The sequence below is a fragment of the Massilia sp. UYP32 genome (assembly GCF_050434365.1).
GTDB classification, from domain to species: Bacteria; Pseudomonadota; Gammaproteobacteria; order Burkholderiales; family Burkholderiaceae_D; genus Telluria; species Telluria timonae.
In genome coordinates, this window is sequence record NZ_JBNDIK010000019.1 from 112,411 (window position 1) to 129,103 (window position 16,693).

12 protein-coding genes are annotated in these 16,693 nt (G+C 67.8%); 5 read left to right on the plus strand and 7 right to left on the minus strand.

Annotated features, from left to right (window positions below; genetic code table 11):
• The first annotated feature begins 11 nt into the window (after positions 1 to 11).
• From ABIB42_RS16325 to ABIB42_RS16340, 4 genes are all read left to right on the plus strand, one after another.
• Positions 12 to 2,054 carry a TonB-dependent receptor gene (locus ABIB42_RS16325; RefSeq protein WP_429248646.1) on the plus strand — a complete coding sequence of 681 codons (2,043 nt, stop codon included), beginning with the start codon at positions 12 to 14 and terminating at the stop codon, positions 2,052 to 2,054.
• A gap of 86 nt (positions 2,055 to 2,140) precedes the next feature.
• On the plus strand, positions 2,141 to 2,884 hold the full coding sequence (locus ABIB42_RS16330; protein WP_071363767.1) for a 2OG-Fe dioxygenase family protein: 744 nt from the start codon (positions 2,141 to 2,143) through the stop codon (positions 2,882 to 2,884).
• 361 nt (positions 2,885 to 3,245) lie between these two features.
• Positions 3,246 to 4,412: an efflux RND transporter periplasmic adaptor subunit gene (locus ABIB42_RS16335; protein ID WP_005665582.1), complete on the plus strand. Its 1,167-nt coding sequence runs from the start codon at positions 3,246 to 3,248 to the stop codon at positions 4,410 to 4,412.
• A gap of 10 nt (positions 4,413 to 4,422) precedes the next feature.
• On the plus strand, positions 4,423 to 7,548 hold the full coding sequence (locus tag ABIB42_RS16340) for an efflux RND transporter permease subunit (RefSeq protein ID WP_005665579.1): 3,126 nt from the start codon (positions 4,423 to 4,425) through the stop codon (positions 7,546 to 7,548).
• Here ABIB42_RS16340 and ABIB42_RS16345 read toward each other — a convergent pair.
• The 7 genes from ABIB42_RS16345 to ABIB42_RS16375 form a co-directional block, all read right to left on the minus strand.
• Positions 7,545 to 7,937, minus strand: coding sequence for a diacylglycerol kinase (locus ABIB42_RS16345; RefSeq protein WP_219861142.1), 393 nt, complete (start codon positions 7,935 to 7,937; stop codon positions 7,545 to 7,547). The genes ABIB42_RS16340 and ABIB42_RS16345 overlap by 4 nt on opposite strands.
• Positions 7,915 to 8,670: a phosphatase PAP2 family protein gene (locus tag ABIB42_RS16350; RefSeq protein WP_429248647.1), complete on the minus strand. Its 756-nt coding sequence runs from the start codon at positions 8,668 to 8,670 to the stop codon at positions 7,915 to 7,917. Before ABIB42_RS16350 ends, ABIB42_RS16345 begins: the two co-directional genes overlap by 23 nt.
• Before the next feature lies 1 nt (position 8,671).
• Positions 8,672 to 10,309: a phosphoethanolamine transferase gene (locus tag ABIB42_RS16355; RefSeq protein WP_005665574.1), complete on the minus strand. Its 1,638-nt coding sequence runs from the start codon at positions 10,307 to 10,309 to the stop codon at positions 8,672 to 8,674.
• An 88-nt stretch (positions 10,310 to 10,397) separates the two neighbouring features.
• Positions 10,398 to 11,639, minus strand: a complete 1,242-nt coding sequence (locus tag ABIB42_RS16360; protein WP_005665573.1) for a sensor histidine kinase — start codon at positions 11,637 to 11,639, stop codon at positions 10,398 to 10,400.
• Complete coding sequence (locus ABIB42_RS16365; protein WP_005665572.1) at positions 11,626 to 12,315, minus strand: response regulator transcription factor; 690 nt, start codon at positions 12,313 to 12,315, stop codon at positions 11,626 to 11,628. Before ABIB42_RS16365 ends, ABIB42_RS16360 begins: the two co-directional genes overlap by 14 nt.
• Before the next feature lie 72 nt (positions 12,316 to 12,387).
• On the minus strand, positions 12,388 to 14,412 hold the full coding sequence (locus ABIB42_RS16370; RefSeq protein WP_429248648.1) for an LTA synthase family protein: 2,025 nt from the start codon (positions 14,410 to 14,412) through the stop codon (positions 12,388 to 12,390).
• A gap of 154 nt (positions 14,413 to 14,566) precedes the next feature.
• Positions 14,567 to 15,358: a DUF883 family protein gene (locus ABIB42_RS16375; RefSeq protein WP_429248649.1), complete on the minus strand. Its 792-nt coding sequence runs from the start codon at positions 15,356 to 15,358 to the stop codon at positions 14,567 to 14,569.
• A 444-nt stretch (positions 15,359 to 15,802) separates the two neighbouring features.
• On the opposite strand from ABIB42_RS16375, the gene ABIB42_RS16380 reads away from it, so the two are divergent.
• Entirely contained in the window at positions 15,803 to 16,687 is an 885-nt protein-coding gene (locus ABIB42_RS16380; protein ID WP_005665569.1) for a cupin-like domain-containing protein, read from the plus strand.
• Positions 16,688 to 16,693 lie beyond the last annotated feature (6 nt).

Consider the following 16,693-nt stretch of genomic DNA (forward strand, 5'->3'; position numbering starts at 1 on the left):
TCCCGAACGCCATGATTCTTCGTCCTATCGCCTGCGCGCTGGCCGCGCTGTCCGCCACGTCCGCCGTCCATGCCGACGACTTCCAGCTCCAGCGCGTGCTGGTCGAAGGCGCCCGCGCCTCCCAGCTCGGGATCGCCGATTCGGCCGGCGCCGGCAGTGCCGGCGCGAAGGACCTGGCCGGCCGCATCGCCTATCGCCCGGGCGAGCTGCTCGAGGTCACGCCCGGACTGATCGCCAGCCAGCACAGCGGCGAAGGCAAGGCCAACCAGTTCTACCTGCGCGGCTTCAACCTCGACCACGGCACCGACCTCGCGACCTGGGTCGACGGCATGCCGGTCAACCAGCGCAGCCACGCCCACGGCCAGGGCTGGACCGACCTGAACTTCCTGATCCCGGAGCTGGTCGGCCGCCTCGACTACCGCAAGGGCCCGTACTCGGCGCGCGAAGGCGACTTCTCGTCGGCCGGCGTGGCCTCGCTCACCTATGCCAACCGGCTGGTGAAGGACGTCGCCTCGGCCACCGTCGGCCAGGACGGCTACCGGCGCGCCATGATCGCCGGATCGCCCGCGGTGGCGGGCGGCAGCCTGCTGTACGCGCTGGAAGCGATGCATAACGACGGCCCGTGGACGCGGCCGGACGACTACCGCAAGTTCAATGCCGTGCTGCGGTTCAGCCAGGGCTACGCCAATAACGGCTGGAGCGTCACCGCGATGGGCTATCGCGGCGATTGGAACTCCACCGACCAGATCCCGCTGCGCGCGGTGCAGGATGGCCGCATCGGGCGATACGACCTGGTCGACGACAGCGACGGCGGCGAGGCGCGGCGCTTCAGCCTGTCGGGCGTCTGGCGCCGGACCGACGCCGATTCGGCCAGCAAGGTGAGCGCCTACGCGATCCGCAACCAGCTCGCGCTGTTCTCGAACTTCACCTATTTCCTGAACGACCCGGTGAACGGCGACCAGTTCGCCCAGCCGGACCGCCGCGTCACCACCGGCATCGACGCCACCCACACCTGGCACATGCACCGCACCGAGGAGCTGTCGTCCGACCTGACAGTGGGCGCGCAGCTCCAGAACGACAATATCTTCAACGGCCTGTACGACACGCGCCGGCGCCAGCGCATCGCGACCACGCGCGAAGACCATATCGTCGAGACCAGCGGCGCCGTCTTCATCGAGAACGCGACCCGCTGGAGCGACGCGCTGCGCACGGTGGCGGGCGTCCGGGCCAGCAACTACCGCTTCCGCGTGGACGGCGACCGCCTCGAGAACGCCGGCAAGGCGCACGACACGCTGGTCACGCCGACCCTGAACATCGTCTATGGCCCGTGGGCCGCGACCGAGCTGTACGCCAACTACGGCCACGGCTTCCACAGCAACGACGCGCGCGGCACGGTGGCGACCGTCGACCCGAAGACCCTGGAGGCGGTCGACCCGACGCCCGGCCTGGTGCGTTCGCGCGGGTTCGAGTTCGGCGTGCGCACCGAGGCCATCCCGAAGATGCAGACCTCGCTGGCCGTGTACCGGCTCGACTTCGATTCCGAGCTGACCTATATCGGCGACGCCGGCAATACCGAAGCAGGCGATCCGAGCCGCCGCTACGGCATCGAGTTCTCGAACTATTACCGCCCGCTCAAGTGGCTGTCGATCGACCTCGACGCGGCCTGGGCGCGCGCCCGCTCGCGAGGCGAAAACCTCGAAGGAAATCGCATTCCCGGCGCCATCGAAGGCGTCGCCCAGCTGGGCGTGACGGTCGACCCGAGCGGCCCGTGGTCGGGTTCCCTGCGCCTGCGCTGGTTCGGCCCGCGTCCGCTGATCGAGGACGACAGCGTGCGCTCGCGTTCGAGCCTGACGCTCAATGGCCGCATCGGCTACCGGCTGGCGAACGACCTGCGCCTGGAGCTGGAAGGCTTCAATCTCACCAACCGGCGCGCCTCGGCCATCGACTACTTCTACGAGTCGCAGCTGCAGGGCGAGGCCGCGCCGGTGGCCGACGTGCACTTCCACCCGATCGAGCCGCGCTCGCTGCGCCTGACCCTGGTCAAACAGTGGTGACGACGCCTGCCGGCTGTCTGATCCAGCGCATCGATCGTTCGGCGGGGGCGGTCACCCGTAAAGACGAAAAGTGCTACGCTAGCGGGATGACTACATTGCAAACGCAACTCCCTTATCTCGCGCCGTCACAGCTGACGGACGCCCTGCGCAGCACCGGTTACGCCGTCCTGCGTCCTGCCGACGTCGCCGCGCTGGCCGGCTGCGGCATCGGCGAGCTGGACTCGCTCGTGCCGAGCTGGGACCGGCTCGAGCTCGACGAATACCTCAAGGACGGCGGCCGCTACCGGCGCCGGCGCCATTCCTGCTTCATCGACGACGCCGGCCAGTTGACGCAGACGCCGCACCGCGCGCACTGGCAACCGGTCGAGTACAACGCGCTGCACGGCGGCATGCACCGCCTGTTCGCGCCGATGGAAGCGGCCACCGTCGCCAATCCGGCCTGGGACAGGCTGCTGCGCGCGCTGGGCGCGGTCTGTTCAACGGTCGCGGGCCAGCAGCGCTGGTTCGTCGAAGCGCACCAGTTCCGGATCGACACCGCCGACGGCATCGGCCGCCCCACGCCCGAAGGCGCGCATCGCGACGGCGTCAACTTCGTGGCCGTGATCCTCATCAATCGCAAGGACATCAAGGGCGGCGAAACGCGCGTGTTCGACGCCCATGGCCCGGCCGGCCAGCGCTTCACGATGCTCGAGCCCTGGACCCTGCTGCTGCTCGACGACGCCGCCGTGATCCACGAATCGACGCCGATCCAGCCGCTGGGAGAACACGGCTACCGCGACACGCTGGTGCTGACCTGGCGCGCCAACGCCTTCCAAGGCGAAGACGCCTGAATCTCTTCCATAAGCAAAAAAAAACGCCCGCGAACCTGGTGGTTGGCGGGCGGGAATCCAATTTTCGGAGAAAACTGGAGGAGACGGTTCCAATATAGTCTTTTTTATTGTGCAGTGCAATACGGTAGAAGTACTGTAGTTGTTTCAATAGAGGAAGCCCTCTAAACGGGGCCGGCGGCCTGGGCGTTTGCGGCAGTGCGCCATTTCCTTTTCCCCGATACTCCCTCCTTTTCGGCCGCCTTTCGGGCCAACGAACCGCTCCGCCTACGCAGGCGCACCGGCCATGGCACGGCGCGTGCGCACCTGCCTGCCGTATCGCTTTTGCTACACTTCTTTGCTATAGCCAAAAGACATAGAGACCATGATAAACACTCGCGCTCCGCGTACGCTCGTCATTGCCCTGGGCGCCGCCGCCCTGTGCGCCACTATCGCATTCGCCACGGCCAACCGCGCCACAGCGGAGGATGCAAAAGCGCCGCCGCGCCCCGCCCTGAGCGTCACCACGGCCCGTCCCGCCACCACCAGCCTGCCGATCAACCTCACCGCCAACGGCAGCATCGCCGCCTGGCAGGAGGCGGTGATCGGCAGCGAATCGAACGGCCTGCGCCTGGCCGAGGTGCGGGTGAACGTCGGCGACGTGGTCAAGAAGGGGCAGGTGCTGGCGGTGTTCGCCGACGAGACGGTGCGCGCCGAGATCGAAGGCGCGCGCGCCGCGCTGCTCGAAGCCCAGGCCAACCAGAAGGAAGCGAAGGCGAACGCCGACCGCGCCCGCGCGCTGGAAAGCTCCGGCGCGCTGAGCGCACAGCAGGTCACCCAGTACGTCACCGGCGAAATGACCGCCGCGGCGCGCGTGAAATCGGCCCAGGCCACCCTCACCCAGCAGCAGTTGCGCCTGAAGTATACGCAGGTGGTCGCCCCCGACGGCGGCGTGATCTCGGCGCGCAGCGCCACCGTCGGCGCCGTGGTGGGCGTCGGCACCGAACTGTTCCGCATGATCCGCCAGGGCCGCCTCGAATGGCGCGCCGAAGTCGTGGCGCAAGACCTGGGCCGCATCAAGCCCGGCAGCCGCGCCGTCGTGCGCGCCGCCAGCGGGGCCGAGATCGCCGGCAAGGTGCGCACCGTGGCGCCGTCGGTCGATCCCCAGACCCGCATCGCCCTGGTCTACGTCGACCTGCCGCCGTCCCTGTCCAGCGACATGCCGCTCAAGGCCGGCATGTTCGCCAGCGGCCGCTTCGAGCTGGGCGCGTCGAACGCGCTGACGGTGCCGCAGCAGGCGGTCGCCGTGCGCGACGGCTTCAGCTACGTGTTCCGATTGAATGCCGACAGCCGCGTGAGCCAGGTGAAGGTGAACCTGGGACGCCGGCTGGGCGAGCGGGTCGAGGTGGTCAGCGGCTTGACCCCCGACATGGCGATCGTGGTCCAGGGCGCCGGCTTCCTCAACGACGGCGACCTGGTGCGCAATATCGCCGGTACGGCGCTCCGGGCGCCGCCGGCGCCGGGGGCCACCCGCGCCACGGCCGCGCGCTGAGGACGACGCGATGAATTTCTCCGCCCTCTCGATCCGCAATCCGATCCCGGCGATCATGCTGTTCGCCCTGCTCACCGTGGCGGGGCTGCTGGCCTTCAATGCCAGCAAGGTGCAGGACTTCCCGGACATCGAGCTGCCGATCGTGACCGTCACCGCGACCCTCGACGGCGCCGCCCCGGCCCAGCTCGAGACCGAAGTCGCGCGCAAGATGGAAGACTCGATCGCCACCCTGCAAGGCATCAAGAACATCTATACCCGCGTGCTGGACGGCGTGGCCACCATCACGGTCGAGTTCATCCTCGAACGCGATCCGGCCGATGCCGTCAACGACGTGCGCGACGCGGTCTCGCGCGTGCGCGCCGACATGCCGGCCGAGATGCGCGACCCGACGGTGACCAAGACCGCCACCGCCGGCCGCGTGGTCTCGACCTTCACCGTCGCAGCAAGCCAAGGCTCGGGCCTGGACGACCAGGACCTGAGCTGGTTCGTCGACAACGACGTCTCCAAGCGCCTGCTGAGCGTGCCCGGCCTGGGCGCGGTAAAACGCGTGGGCGGCGTGACGCGCGAAGTGCGGGTCGAACTCGACGATCAACGCATGGCGGCGCTGCGCGTGTCGGCGCTGGATGTGTCGCGCCAGCTGCGCAATGTGCAGCGCGAGGCGCCGGGCGGGCGCGGCGACGTGGCCGGCGTCGAGCAGTCGGTGCGCACCCTGGCCACCGTGCAGACCGCGCAGCAGCTGGCGGCGATGGACATCCCGCTGCCGGACGGCCGCCACGTGCGCCTGGACCAGGTGGCGAACGTGACCGACACGGTCGAGGAGCAGCGCGCGCTGGCCGAACAGGACGGCCGCAAGGTGGTCGCCTTCGAGGTGTTCCGCACCCGCGGCGCCGGCGAGATCGACGTCGCCACCGGGGCGCGCGCCGCCATGGAACAGCTGGGCAAGGAAAATCCCAAGCTGGTCATCAAGGAAGTGATCGACAACTCCTACTCGGTCGAAGAAAACTTCGACGCCTCGATGCACATGCTGTACGAAGGCGCGCTGCTGGCGGTGCTGGTGGTGTGGTGGTTCCTGCGCGACTGGCGCGCGACCCTGATCGCCGCCGCCGCCCTGCCGCTGTCGGTGATCCCGGCCTTCCTGGGCCAGTACCTGTTCGGCTACACCCTGAACATGGTGACGCTGCTGTCGCTGGCGCTGGTGGTCGGCGTGCTGGTCGACGATGCGATCGTCGAGATCGAGAACATCTCGCGCCACCTCCACATGGGCAAGACGCCGATGCAGGCGGCGCTGGAAGCGGCCGACGAGATCGGAATGGCGGTGATCGCCACCACCTTCGCCCTGGTCGCCGTGTTCCTGCCGACCGCCTTCATGGGCGGCATCCCCGGCAAATTCTTCAAGCAGTTCGGCTGGACCGCGGTGCTGGCCATCCTGGCGTCGCTGCTGGTGGCGCGGCTGCTCACGCCGATGATGTGCGCCTACCTGCTCAAGGCGCCGAAGAACGCCGGCAAGCCGGGCCACGAGCCGCAGGACGGCCCGCTGATGCGCCGCTATCTCGCCGTCATGCGGTGGTGCCTGCGCCGGCGCGGCCTGACCATGCTCGGCGCGGCCCTGTTCTTCGTCGGCTCGCTGGCCCTGGTGCCGCTGCTGCCGACCGGCTTCATGCCGCCGGCCGACCGCTCGCAGAGCCAGGTCAACGTCGAGCTGCCGCCGGGCGCCACCCTGGCCCAGACCCATGCGGTGGCCGAGCAGGTGCGCCAGCAAGTCATGAAGGTGGCCGGTGTGCAGAGCGTGTTCAGCTCGATCGGCGGCGGCTCCAGCGGCGACGCCTTCTCGCCCGGCGCGGCGGCCGAGGCGCGGCGCGCGGTGCTGACCATCACCACCGTGCATCGCAGCGAGCGCGACGTGAAGCTGGGCGTGATCGAGAACCACATCCGGCAAACGCTGGTGGACATCCCCGGCGCCCGCTTCACGGTCGGCATACCGGACGCCGGCACCAAGATGCAGCTGGTGCTGCGCAGCGACGACGCGCAGGCGCTCACCGCCGCCGCACGCCAGGCCGAGCGCGAGCTGCGCACCCTGCGCGGCATCGGCAACGTCAGTTCCAGCGCCTCGCTGGTGCGCCCCGAGATCATCGTGCGGCCCGACTTCGCTCGCGCGGCCGACCTGGGCGTGACGGCGGCGTCGATCGGCGAGACGGTGCGCGTGGCCACCGCCGGCGACTACGAGCAGTCGCTGGCCAAGATGAACCTGGACGAGCGCCAGGTGCCGATCCGGGTCAAGCTGCCGGACGCGGTGCGCGCCGACCTCGACGCCATCGGTCGCCTGACGGTGCCCGGCGCGAACGGCCCGGTGCTGCTGTCCACCGTCGCCGACATCACCATGGAAAGCGGCCCGGCCCAGATCGACCGCCTGAACCGCAGCCGCAACGTGACGCTCGACGTCGAGCTGTCGGGCCGCGCGCTGGGCGAAGTCAATGCCGAGGCGCGCGCGCTGCCGGTGTTCCAGTCGCTGCCGTCGTCGGTGACGATCGCCGAGCTGGGCGACGCGCAAGAGATGCAGGCGCTGTTCAACAGCTTCGGGGTGGCGATGCTGATCGGCGTGCTGTGCATCTATGGCGTGCTGGTGCTGCTGTTCTCGGACTTCATGCAGCCGGTGACGATCCTGGCGGCGCTGCCGCTGTCGATCGGCGGCGCATTCGTCGCCCTGCTGTTGACCAGCAATGCGCTGTCGATGCCGACCATGATCGGCCTGATCATGCTGATGGGGATCGTGACCAAGAACTCGATCCTGCTGGTCGACTACGCGATCCTGGCGCGCGAAGCCGGCATGGAGCGCTTCGAGGCCCTGGTCGACGCCTGCCACAAGCGCAGCCGCCCGATCGTGATGACCACCATCGCCATGGGCGCCGGCATGCTGCCCCTGGCCCTGGGCTTCTCGGGCGACCCGAGCTTCCGCTCGCCGATGGCGGTGGCGGTGATCGGCGGCCTGATCACCTCGACCTTATTGAGCCTGCTGGTGGTGCCGGCCGTCTACACCTATATCGACGACCTGGAGCACTGGCTCAAGCGCCACGGGCGCAGGCTGCGGCGCCAGCCGGCGCCGCGGCCCGCGAAGGCCGAGGAGCACACGCCCGGCTAGCCGAACAGCAGCGGCAGCACGAGCACGCCCCAGGTCAGGGCAGCGAGCATGACGGCCAGCGCGACGGCCGCGCTGCCCAGGTCCTTGGCGCTCTTGGACAGAGGATGGCGCTCGAGTGAAATGCGGTCGACCACCGCTTCGATGGCGGAATTGAGCAGCTCGACGACCAGCACCATGACCAGCACCGCGACCAGCGCCAGCCGCTCGAGGGCCGGCAGCGGCAGCAACGCGGCCACCAGCATGGCCGGCAGGGCCACCATCAGTTCCTGGCGAAACGCATGTTCCGAGCGCCATGCGAACTTCAGGCCCTCGGCCGAATAGCGGGACGCGGACAGTATCCGTCCCAGGCCCTGCTTGCTCTTGAATTCACTGATCTGCTGTTGCGACATGGACGGTTTCCGGTAAGGGGTTGGATGGCCGCGCCCGCGGGGCGGCGACCAGGAACAGGACGATGGCGCAGGCGATCCAGATCGACCACAGGGTGTGGGTCATGAAATGGGCCCCGCGCAGCTGCTGCAGATAGCCGACCGCCGCGCCGAACGCGAGCGCGAGGACGGCCACCGCGCCCGCCATGCGCGGGCGCGCCGGCAGCCAGTACACCGCCATCGACAGCAGCCACAAGGCGCTCGAGGCATGCCCGGCCGGCAGGCATTGTCCGGCGACGGCGCCGGCGGGCAAGGCCTCGAACAGGCGCACATAGGGCTGGTCGCCGCCATAGCGCAGCAAGTCCCATGGACAATGCGAGGTGCTGAACCGCTTCAGCATGCTGATCGCCAGCGGCACCAGCAGCGCCGACAGCGCGACGAAGCGCAGCCGCAGGCGCGCCTGCCCGCTCATGGCGGCGCGTGGCCAGGCCAGGTCGGCCAGGGCGCGCCCGATGAAGCCCAGCGCGAGCAGCATCAGCAGCCATTTGAGGATCACGTGGCCGAAGGTCTCGGCCAGCCAGGCATGGCGCCAGGGGAAGACGCCGCTGGCGGCATCGAACACCGCATCGGCCAGCGCCAGGTCGAGGTCGGTGCAGCGGCCGATCCAGAAGATGACCGGCGCGGCGGCGGCCAGCGCCGCCGCCATGCGCCGGATGGCCCGCGCCGGCAGCAGCGCGGCAGAAGTGGCGGCGCCCATCTCACACGCCCCGCACGCAGGCATGGAAGATGTCGAGCCGCGGATTGAGCACCGCCGTGTTCACGTCGAGCATGCCCAGCACCGAGTGGAACACGTTGTCGTGCGACAGCGGCTGGTCGCGGCGCTGGCCCAGGCAGCGCCGGTCGATGCGGAAGCGCTCGCTGAAGCCGTCCGACATCCACAGCATCATCGGCACCTCGGTCTGCTCGCGCGGCGCGAACAGATAGGGCGTGCCGTGCAGGTAGACGTTGTTCTCGCCCAGCGATTCGCCATGGTCCGAGAAGTACAGCATCGCGGTGTCGACGTCCTCGTCCTGGGCCAGCGCGCGCAGGCGGTCGATGGTCGTGCTCAGGAAGTAGTCGGTGTACAGGATGGTGTTGTCGTAGGCGGCGCGGATCGATTCGCGCGAACAGGTCTCGAACTGGTTGCTGGTGCATACCGGACCGAAGCGGCCGAAGGCGCGCGGATAGCGGCTGGCATAGGCCGGACCATGACTGCCCTTCTGGTGCAGCACCACCACCATGTCCCTGCCGCCGCGGCGCAGCAGTTCGGGCCAGCCGTCGAGCAGGACTTCGTCGTGGCATTCGGCGTCCGCGCAAGGGCTGCCCGGCTTCGGCCGCGCCAGGTCCTCGTAGCGCACGCGGTCGCACACGCCCTTGCAGCCGGAGTTATTGTCGCGCCAGACGACGTCGAAGCCGGCATGCGCGAGCACGTCGAGCAAGCCTTCCTGGCGCTCGGCCTTCGACTGGCTGTAGTCCTCGCGGCCGAAGGCCGAAAACACGCAGGGCACCGAGACGGCGGTGGCGGTGCCGCAGGAACGCACGCGCGAGAAGTTGAGCAGGCCGCCCTGGCGCGCCAGCAGCGGATTGGTGTCGCGCGCATAGCCGTTGAGCGAGAAATTCGCCGCGCGCGCCGTTTCGCCAACCACGATCACGGTCAGCGTGCGGCGCTGCGCGCCCTTCCACGCGGCGCCCTTGACGGCGTCGCGTCCGAGCGGCGCGACCACGATGGGGGCCGCCCAGCGCGCGCGCAGGTAGCCGTGCGTCGCCTGGATGAAGTTGGTCGGCGTGAGCAGGAAGCGCAGTTCGCGATGTTCATGCAGCGCCGGCGCCAGGCTCTTGTACAGCAGCGCCAGCAGCACCAGCGCCAGCATCAGCGAGCCGCCGGCGATGCCGGCGCGTTCGAGCAACCCGCGCGCGCCGCGCGGGAACGCGATCCTGGCGCGCCAGATCGCCCACGCGGGCAGCCCGCCCAGGAGGCCGATCCTGGCCGCCATCTGCCAGCTGACCAGCTCCGTGGCCTCGCGCGTGTCGGTCTCGAACACGTTCTGGATCATGGCCTTGTCGATGACGATGCCGTAAGTCGCGATGAAATAGCTGGCGGCCGATGCGGCCAGCACCAGCGCGATCAGCAAGGGCTTGGCGACGGGGCGGAAGCTGGCCAGCGTCAGGCAGGCGTTGAAGAACAGCACCACGATCAGGAACGAGCCGGCCAGCAGCGGCAGGCTGTCCAGCGAGAAGCCGCCCGCGGCGCTGCTCAGGACCGCCCAGAACTTGATATTGCCGACGCTGGCCAGCAACAGCGCCACGGCCAGCACGAGCACCGGCGCATCGATTCTTCTTGCGAACAGCTTTTCCATCCTCTCCATCCTTCGGGGGCAAGGCAGCGCACGGGCTGCATTGCCTGAAGGATAGAAAAGCCGGGGTCAGGCGGCCGTCAAGCCGACGTCAGGATTGCGTGAACTCGGCCGCAAAGACGATGCTGAAGCGGCTGCCGCCACCCTGGCGATTCGCGTAGACGAGCGAGGCGCCCAGGTATTCGCAGATGCGCCGGACCAGCGACAGGCCGAGTCCGGTCCCGGCCGAACCGCTGGAGGGGATCGCCATCGCGCCTTCGCCCAGCGTCAGCCGCACCGCATCCGGCAGGCCGCGTCCGGTATCTTCCACCGTGACGCGTCCGGGCTCGATCACGACCGTCACCTCGCCCTGTTCGGTGTACTGGCAGGCATTGCGCACCAGGTTGGCGATCGCCGACGCGCACAGTTCGGCCGGCGCGCGCACGCTCACGTCGGCGCTGCCGACACAGCGCAAGGTCACCGGCTTGTCCGCCACCATGGACTGGTAGCGCTCGGTCTCGCGGCGCGCGATCTCGCTCACCGACACCGGCGCGAACGCGCCCAGCTCGGGCGCACGCGCCAGCAGCAGCAGGACCGTCACGCACTCGGTCGCTTCCTGGGCGGCGCGGTAGATGCGTTGGGCGGGCGCGCGCACCGCCGGGCCTTGCGCGCCTTCGATCAGGATCTCCGCCGCGCCCATGATGACCGTGAGCGGCGTGCGCAGTTCGTGGCTCACGTCGCCCGTGAAGAAGCGTTCGCGGTCGAGGAATTCGCGCAGCTCGGTGGTGTGCGCATCCAGCGCCCGCGCCAGCACGCCCAGCTCGTCGACACGCTCGGTATGCGGCGACGAGAAGTCGCCATGCCCGACGGCGTCCGCGAGTTCGCGGATGGGCGTGACGATGCGCCTGCCGACGAAGCGGCCCAGGAACAGCGCAAGGATGACGAAGCCGGCGAAGAAGGTGGCGAACATCGAATACACGAGCAGCTCGATCTGCTCGTAGTCGCTTTCGTGGTCGACCACGACGTAGGGGCCGAGCTCGTCCGCGCCGGACAGCACGTGCAGGCCGATGCCGTCGATCTCGGCCTCGGACACGCCGGCCGGCAAGCCGCGCAGCGAGCCCGGTATGTCCGCGCCGCGATGAAAGCGCAGGCCGGCGGGAAGATCCGCCGGCAGTCCCGCCGCGGCGCGCGGACGGGCCCATTTCTCGACTTCGGCCAGCCGCTCGTCGACCAGGTGCACCTCGATGCCCTCGACCACCAGCGCCGCCAGCACGGCAAAGAATACCGACAGCACGACGCCGAACAGGATGAAGGCGCCGACGATGGGTCGGCTCAGCGAATCAACCTTGCGCATCGGGCAAGGCGAGCCGGTAGCCCACACCCGGCACGGTATGGATCAGGGAGACGTCGAACGGCTTGTCGATGGCCTGGCGCAAGGCGTGGATATGGGTGCGCAAGGCGTCGCTCTCGGGGCGGTCGTCGCCCCACACCGCCTGCTCGAGCGCTTCGCGCGGCACGATACGCGGCGCCGCCGCCATCAGGCAGCGCAGCAGGATGTAACCGGTCTTGGTGAGCACCACCCTGGTGCCGTTGCGCGAGGCATCCTGCTGGTCGGGATCGAACACCAGGCCGCCGAAGCGCAAGGCGGGACTGAACGCATGCTGCCCGCCCGCGCGCCGGGTCAGCGCCTTCAGGCGAACGTCGAGTTCGACCAGCGAAAACGGCTTGACCAGGTAGTCGTCGGCGCCGCTGTCGAAACCGGCCACCTTGTCGGGCAGGCTGTCGCGCGCGGTCAGCATCAGGACCGGCGTCTGCGTGCGCAACTCGGTGCGCAGTTTCTGGCACAGTTCGAGGCCGTTCAGGCCAGGCAGCATGACGTCGAGGACGATGACGTCATAGCTGTTTTCGGATGCCAGCGCGAGCCCGCCATAGCCGTTGCGGGCGGAATCGACCGTGTAGCCCTTCGGCTCGAGGAAGCCGTATAGATTGGCCAGGATGTCGGGATTGTCTTCGACGATGAGGATGCGCATGCGGATATTGTAAGTGGAAATGACGGGTGCGCCGGGGCTGCCGGCCACCCGCCTTGCGCGGACCAGGAATTGCTAGCGCGTCCGGTAGCGCTGCTCGCGGTACAGCAGCGACGGCAGCATCACGTGCGCCATCGCGCGGTCGACCTCCCCCGTGGAGGGCGTGCCGCTGCCGGGATCGAAGCCGCCGCTGGCCGCGTCGTAGCGCGCGGCGAGCGGCGCCTGGCCGGGCCGCAGCACGGTCGCGTGCGATCCCTCCAGGTAGGCGAAATAGTCGTTGAACTGGATCAGCGCGCGGCCCGGCGTCTTCGCGTCCTTCGCGAAATCGCGCCCGATCATCGGGTGCGTGCTCGATACGCCCAGCAAGGACAGCAAGGTGGGAGCGAGGTCGACCTGGCTCGCGATGGGGGCGATGCGCTTCGGTTCGACGTCGGCGCCCAGGATCAGGCCCGGGATGTGGAATTTCTTGATCGGCACCAGACTATCGCCATAGACGCGGTTGTCGTGGTCGGCCACGATCAGGAACACGGTGTCCTTCCAGTAGGCCTGCTGCTTCGCTTCGCGGATGAACTTGCCCAGCGCGTAATCGGCATACTTGACCGCGTTGTTCACGGTCTGCTTGTCCGGGTCGTGCAATGTGATCTTGCCGTCCGGGAATTCGAACGGCTCGTGGTTCGAGGACGTGAAGATCAGGCTGAAGAACGGTTTATCCTGCGCATGCAGTTTCTTCAAGCGCTCGAGCGACTTGTCGAACAGGTCTTCGTCCGAAGCGCCCCAGCTGGCGACGAATCGCGGCTGCATGTCGCCGATATCGACGATGTTCTGGAAGCCATTGCCGGTAAAGAAGCTGCGCATATTGTCGAAGTGGGCTTCGCCGCCATACACGAACTCGGTGTGATAGCCCTGGCGGCCCAGCCCGTCGGCCAGCGTATAAAAATTGTTCTGCGACAGAGACAGTTTCACCGTGCTGCGCGCCGGCGTCGGCGCATAGCCGGCCACCACCGCCTCGATGCCGCGCACCGAGCGGGTGCCGGTGGCGTACAGCTGCTCGAACCACCAGCCCTCGTCCTTGAGCTTTTCCAGCTCCGGCGTCACCGGCAGGCCGCCCAGCGATTGCACGAAGGTGGCGCCCAGGCTTTCCTGCAACACGATGACCAGGTTGAGCGGTTTGGCGCGCTGGACCGCGGCCTGCTGGTAATGCAGGGTCGGCAGTTCCGGATTCGGGAAACGATAGTCGCGCAGCCAGGGCGCCGCCTTGACCTCGGTAAACACCTGTTCGCGCGGAAAGTCGCCATAGATCTCGGACGACTTGGCCTCGTTGCCCATCGAGCGGACCGCATCGAGCACCGACCAGGCCGAATTGATGACGAGCGAATTGACCATCGCATCGCCGGTCAGCGCGAACATGGCCGGGTTCGCCGGACGATGGCCGGTGGTGGAGCGGATCTGCATGAAGACCAGCAGGCACAGGATGGGCCAGACCAGCAGCAGCTTGCGGCTCGGCCACAGCGTCATGCCGGCCGCAGTCCGCTTGAGCAGGCGCACCAGGGCGACGCCGAGCACGATGGTCAGCGCGCAACCCAGCAGCAGCGCGGTGCGAAAGCCATGCCACAAGGTCGAGAACACTTCTTGCGGATAACCCAGGTACTCGATGAACAGGCGGTTCGGCCGCGCATCGTATTGCATGATGAACTGGGGCGTGGCCACTTCCATGAACACGATGAAGATCAGCGCGAAGCCGGTCCAGGCCACGCTGGCGCGGCGCCACAGGCGGGCGCTGCGGGCGTGCGCCAGCAAGGGCGCCAGCAGCAAGGGGACGGCGAGGAAATAGCCAAGCAGGATCAAGTCGGCGCGCACGCCCTGCAGCAGGATCTCGGGCACGATGCCGGTCGCAGCCACACGCGGCCATTGCCATGCGAGTAATGCGATCCGAAAAGCCGACAGGACGAGCAGCCCGATGCACAACAACTGGACCAATGGCGCGAATGGACCGGCCCATTCGGTGAGGCGCGCCAGTCCGGCGGCGCGCTGGCGCGTAGTTGCCGGAGCGCTATTGATGCCCTTGGGCAGATGAAGTTTCTCGATGTTCATGATAGGCATGCTAGGTTGCATGCTGTCATCGAGATGTTAGTGAGGCGTTAAGGAAGCGTTAAATAGTGCGACGAGGAAAAGCGAGAATGAAAAAAGCCCGGCCGGCGAAAGCCGGCCGGGTCATGCGAGAAGCGCGCCGACGGCCCGCTTCTTGTCATCACGATCAGTCGCGGTAATCGCGGTAGTTGCGATATTCGTGACGGTCGCTCGAGCCACCCAGCAGCTTGGCCAGGATGAAGCCCACGCCGACCGCGGCCAGCAGCGCGCTGCCCGGGTTGTTCTTGACGTATTCCTTGCCCTGGGCCGACAGGTCCGAGCACTTCTCGCTCAGCTGGGCCGAGCCGCCACCGAATTTCTCTTGAGCCGAGCTCAGCAGACCGGTGACCTTGTCGACGCCGGCGTGGGCGCGCGAAGCCAGGTTGTCGACGACAGGCTGGGCGGCTTGCGCTGCCTTGTCGATGCCTGCGTGCACCTTGTCTGGCGAGATCGACGAGATCGCTGCCTTGATGCCGCCCGACGATTTATCGCCGTTCGCATCCGACGACGAAGCCGACGACGAGGACGACGAGTCCGACGATGGGGTCGACGATTGGCTCGACGACGATGCGCCCAGGCCACTGTTGCCCAGCGAACCGGTGCTGCCTGCCGCCGAGCTCATGTTCGACGACGACGACTGCGAGCCGATCGACGAGGACGACTGCGACGACGGCGAACCCGGCGCCGAGCCCGAGGTCGACGAGCCGGTGCTGCCCAGGTTGCCGCTCGACGAAGCGCTTTGCTGGCTCGACGACGATGGCGACGAACCCGTGCTGCTCAGGTTCGACGACGCGCTCTGCTGGCTGCCCGACGAGGCGGTGGTGCCCTTGTTCAGGCTGGAATCCTGGCTTTTGCCGATGCTCGAACCGGCCTTGTTGGCGTCAATGCCTTTACCCTCGGTAGACTTTTGATTATCCATGATGTATCCCTCATAAAATGTGTGACCAACGCGGAGTAGACCGATATTCGACTATCACCACATTCTTCCTTGATTCAGTCCGATACATGACGCGGGAACGAAAGCTGCCTGCGGTACATCAATGGCTGCGCGGCTTCATGCCTAAGATCAGTTTATTGATTCACTGACCTCAAACCACCGCAAAGGTTCCATCAATGTCCCAGGCTCATCGTCCCTATCTCGGGGCGAGCGCCCTTCCAGGGCTCCGTCACGAGCGCAGTATCGAACCAACTGCGTCGCGATACAAAAAATACAATGGACCAGTACTAAGAGACCGTGCGCTGACTAACAGAGCCGTTCCATCCGCCTCAAAAGCTGCTTTTTATCAATGAGCAGCGGGATGAAACGCGTGTTGGCAGTACCATACGGGGTTTCGTCTTATCCGGGCGTCCAGTACGACATGACATGGCAGTAGAAAAAGTTACAGGCAGCCGCCTGCCGCCGCGCCAGGCCCTGCCGGCGGCGGCCGATGCGGCGGCGAAAAAGCAGGCCGAGGCCGAGAAAGCGGCGCAGGTGCGCGGCGTAGCCTCGATCGCTTCGATGCGCGACGCCATCCGCCAGGCCGCGCGCCAGCTTCCCCCGTTCACCGCCGTGCCGCGCCTGGCCCGGCTGGATGCGGCCGGCTTTCGTGCGCGGGCGGCGGCCGGCATGCCCTTCCTGGTCACCGGCATCGTCAAGCGCTGGCCGCTGGCCAGCCTGACACCGCAGGACTTGCGCGCGCAGTTCGGCCATCTGCCGGTGCGTGCGCGCGTCGGCGACTACGTCAATACGGCCTTCGCGCCGGATCGCGCGATGCGGGACATGTTGCTGCGCGACTACCTCGACCTGACGCCGCCCGACGCCACATCGGACCTGCCGCCCTATGTGGGCAACCTGTCGCTGCGCGAGCTGAACCGGCTGTGCCACTGGCCGACCTGGTTCGACAAGATGGGCCCTCCCCGCTTCTGGATCGGCCCGGCGCGCACGGTGACCCCGCTGCACTGCGACTACGACGACAATATCTTCGCCCAGCTGTGGGGGACCAAACGGATCTTCCTGGCGCCGCCGCACCATGACGCCTTTCTGTATACGCGCGAGGCCAATCCGCTGCTGTTCGGCTCTCCGTTCGACCCGGAAGCGCCCGACTTCGACGCCTTCCCGCTGGCGCGCCAGGCGGCGCTGGTCGAGATCATCGTGGAGCCCGGCGACATGCTGTACGTGCCGGCCGGCTGGTACCACCAGGTGCGGGCGCTGAGCTTTTCGCTGTCGTCGAACCGCTGGGCGCGCGGGCAGCCGCTCGCGCTGGGCTAGGCCACG

Excerpts from the sequence above, each read along its gene's own strand:
- ABIB42_RS16325 (WP_429248646.1), top strand. The coding sequence starts at position 12 with ATGATTCTTCGTCCTATCGCCTGCGCGCTGGCCGCGCTGTCCGCCACG.
- ABIB42_RS16330 (WP_071363767.1), top strand. The coding sequence starts at position 2,141 with ATGACTACATTGCAAACGCAACTCCCTTATCTCGCGCCGTCACAGCTG.
- ABIB42_RS16335 (WP_005665582.1), top strand. The coding sequence starts at position 3,246 with ATGATAAACACTCGCGCTCCGCGTACGCTCGTCATTGCCCTGGGCGCC.
- ABIB42_RS16340 (WP_005665579.1), top strand. The coding sequence starts at position 4,423 with ATGAATTTCTCCGCCCTCTCGATCCGCAATCCGATCCCGGCGATCATG.
- ABIB42_RS16345 (WP_219861142.1), bottom strand. The coding sequence starts at position 7,937 with ATGTCGCAACAGCAGATCAGTGAATTCAAGAGCAAGCAGGGCCTGGGA.
- ABIB42_RS16350 (WP_429248647.1), bottom strand. The coding sequence starts at position 8,670 with ATGGGCGCCGCCACTTCTGCCGCGCTGCTGCCGGCGCGGGCCATCCGG.
- ABIB42_RS16355 (WP_005665574.1), bottom strand. The coding sequence starts at position 10,309 with ATGGAAAAGCTGTTCGCAAGAAGAATCGATGCGCCGGTGCTCGTGCTG.
- ABIB42_RS16360 (WP_005665573.1), bottom strand. The coding sequence starts at position 11,639 with ATGCGCAAGGTTGATTCGCTGAGCCGACCCATCGTCGGCGCCTTCATC.
- ABIB42_RS16365 (WP_005665572.1), bottom strand. The coding sequence starts at position 12,315 with ATGCGCATCCTCATCGTCGAAGACAATCCCGACATCCTGGCCAATCTA.
- ABIB42_RS16370 (WP_429248648.1), bottom strand. The coding sequence starts at position 14,412 with ATGCCTATCATGAACATCGAGAAACTTCATCTGCCCAAGGGCATCAAT.
- ABIB42_RS16375 (WP_429248649.1), bottom strand. The coding sequence starts at position 15,358 with ATGGATAATCAAAAGTCTACCGAGGGTAAAGGCATTGACGCCAACAAG.
- ABIB42_RS16380 (WP_005665569.1), top strand. The coding sequence starts at position 15,803 with ATGGCAGTAGAAAAAGTTACAGGCAGCCGCCTGCCGCCGCGCCAGGCC.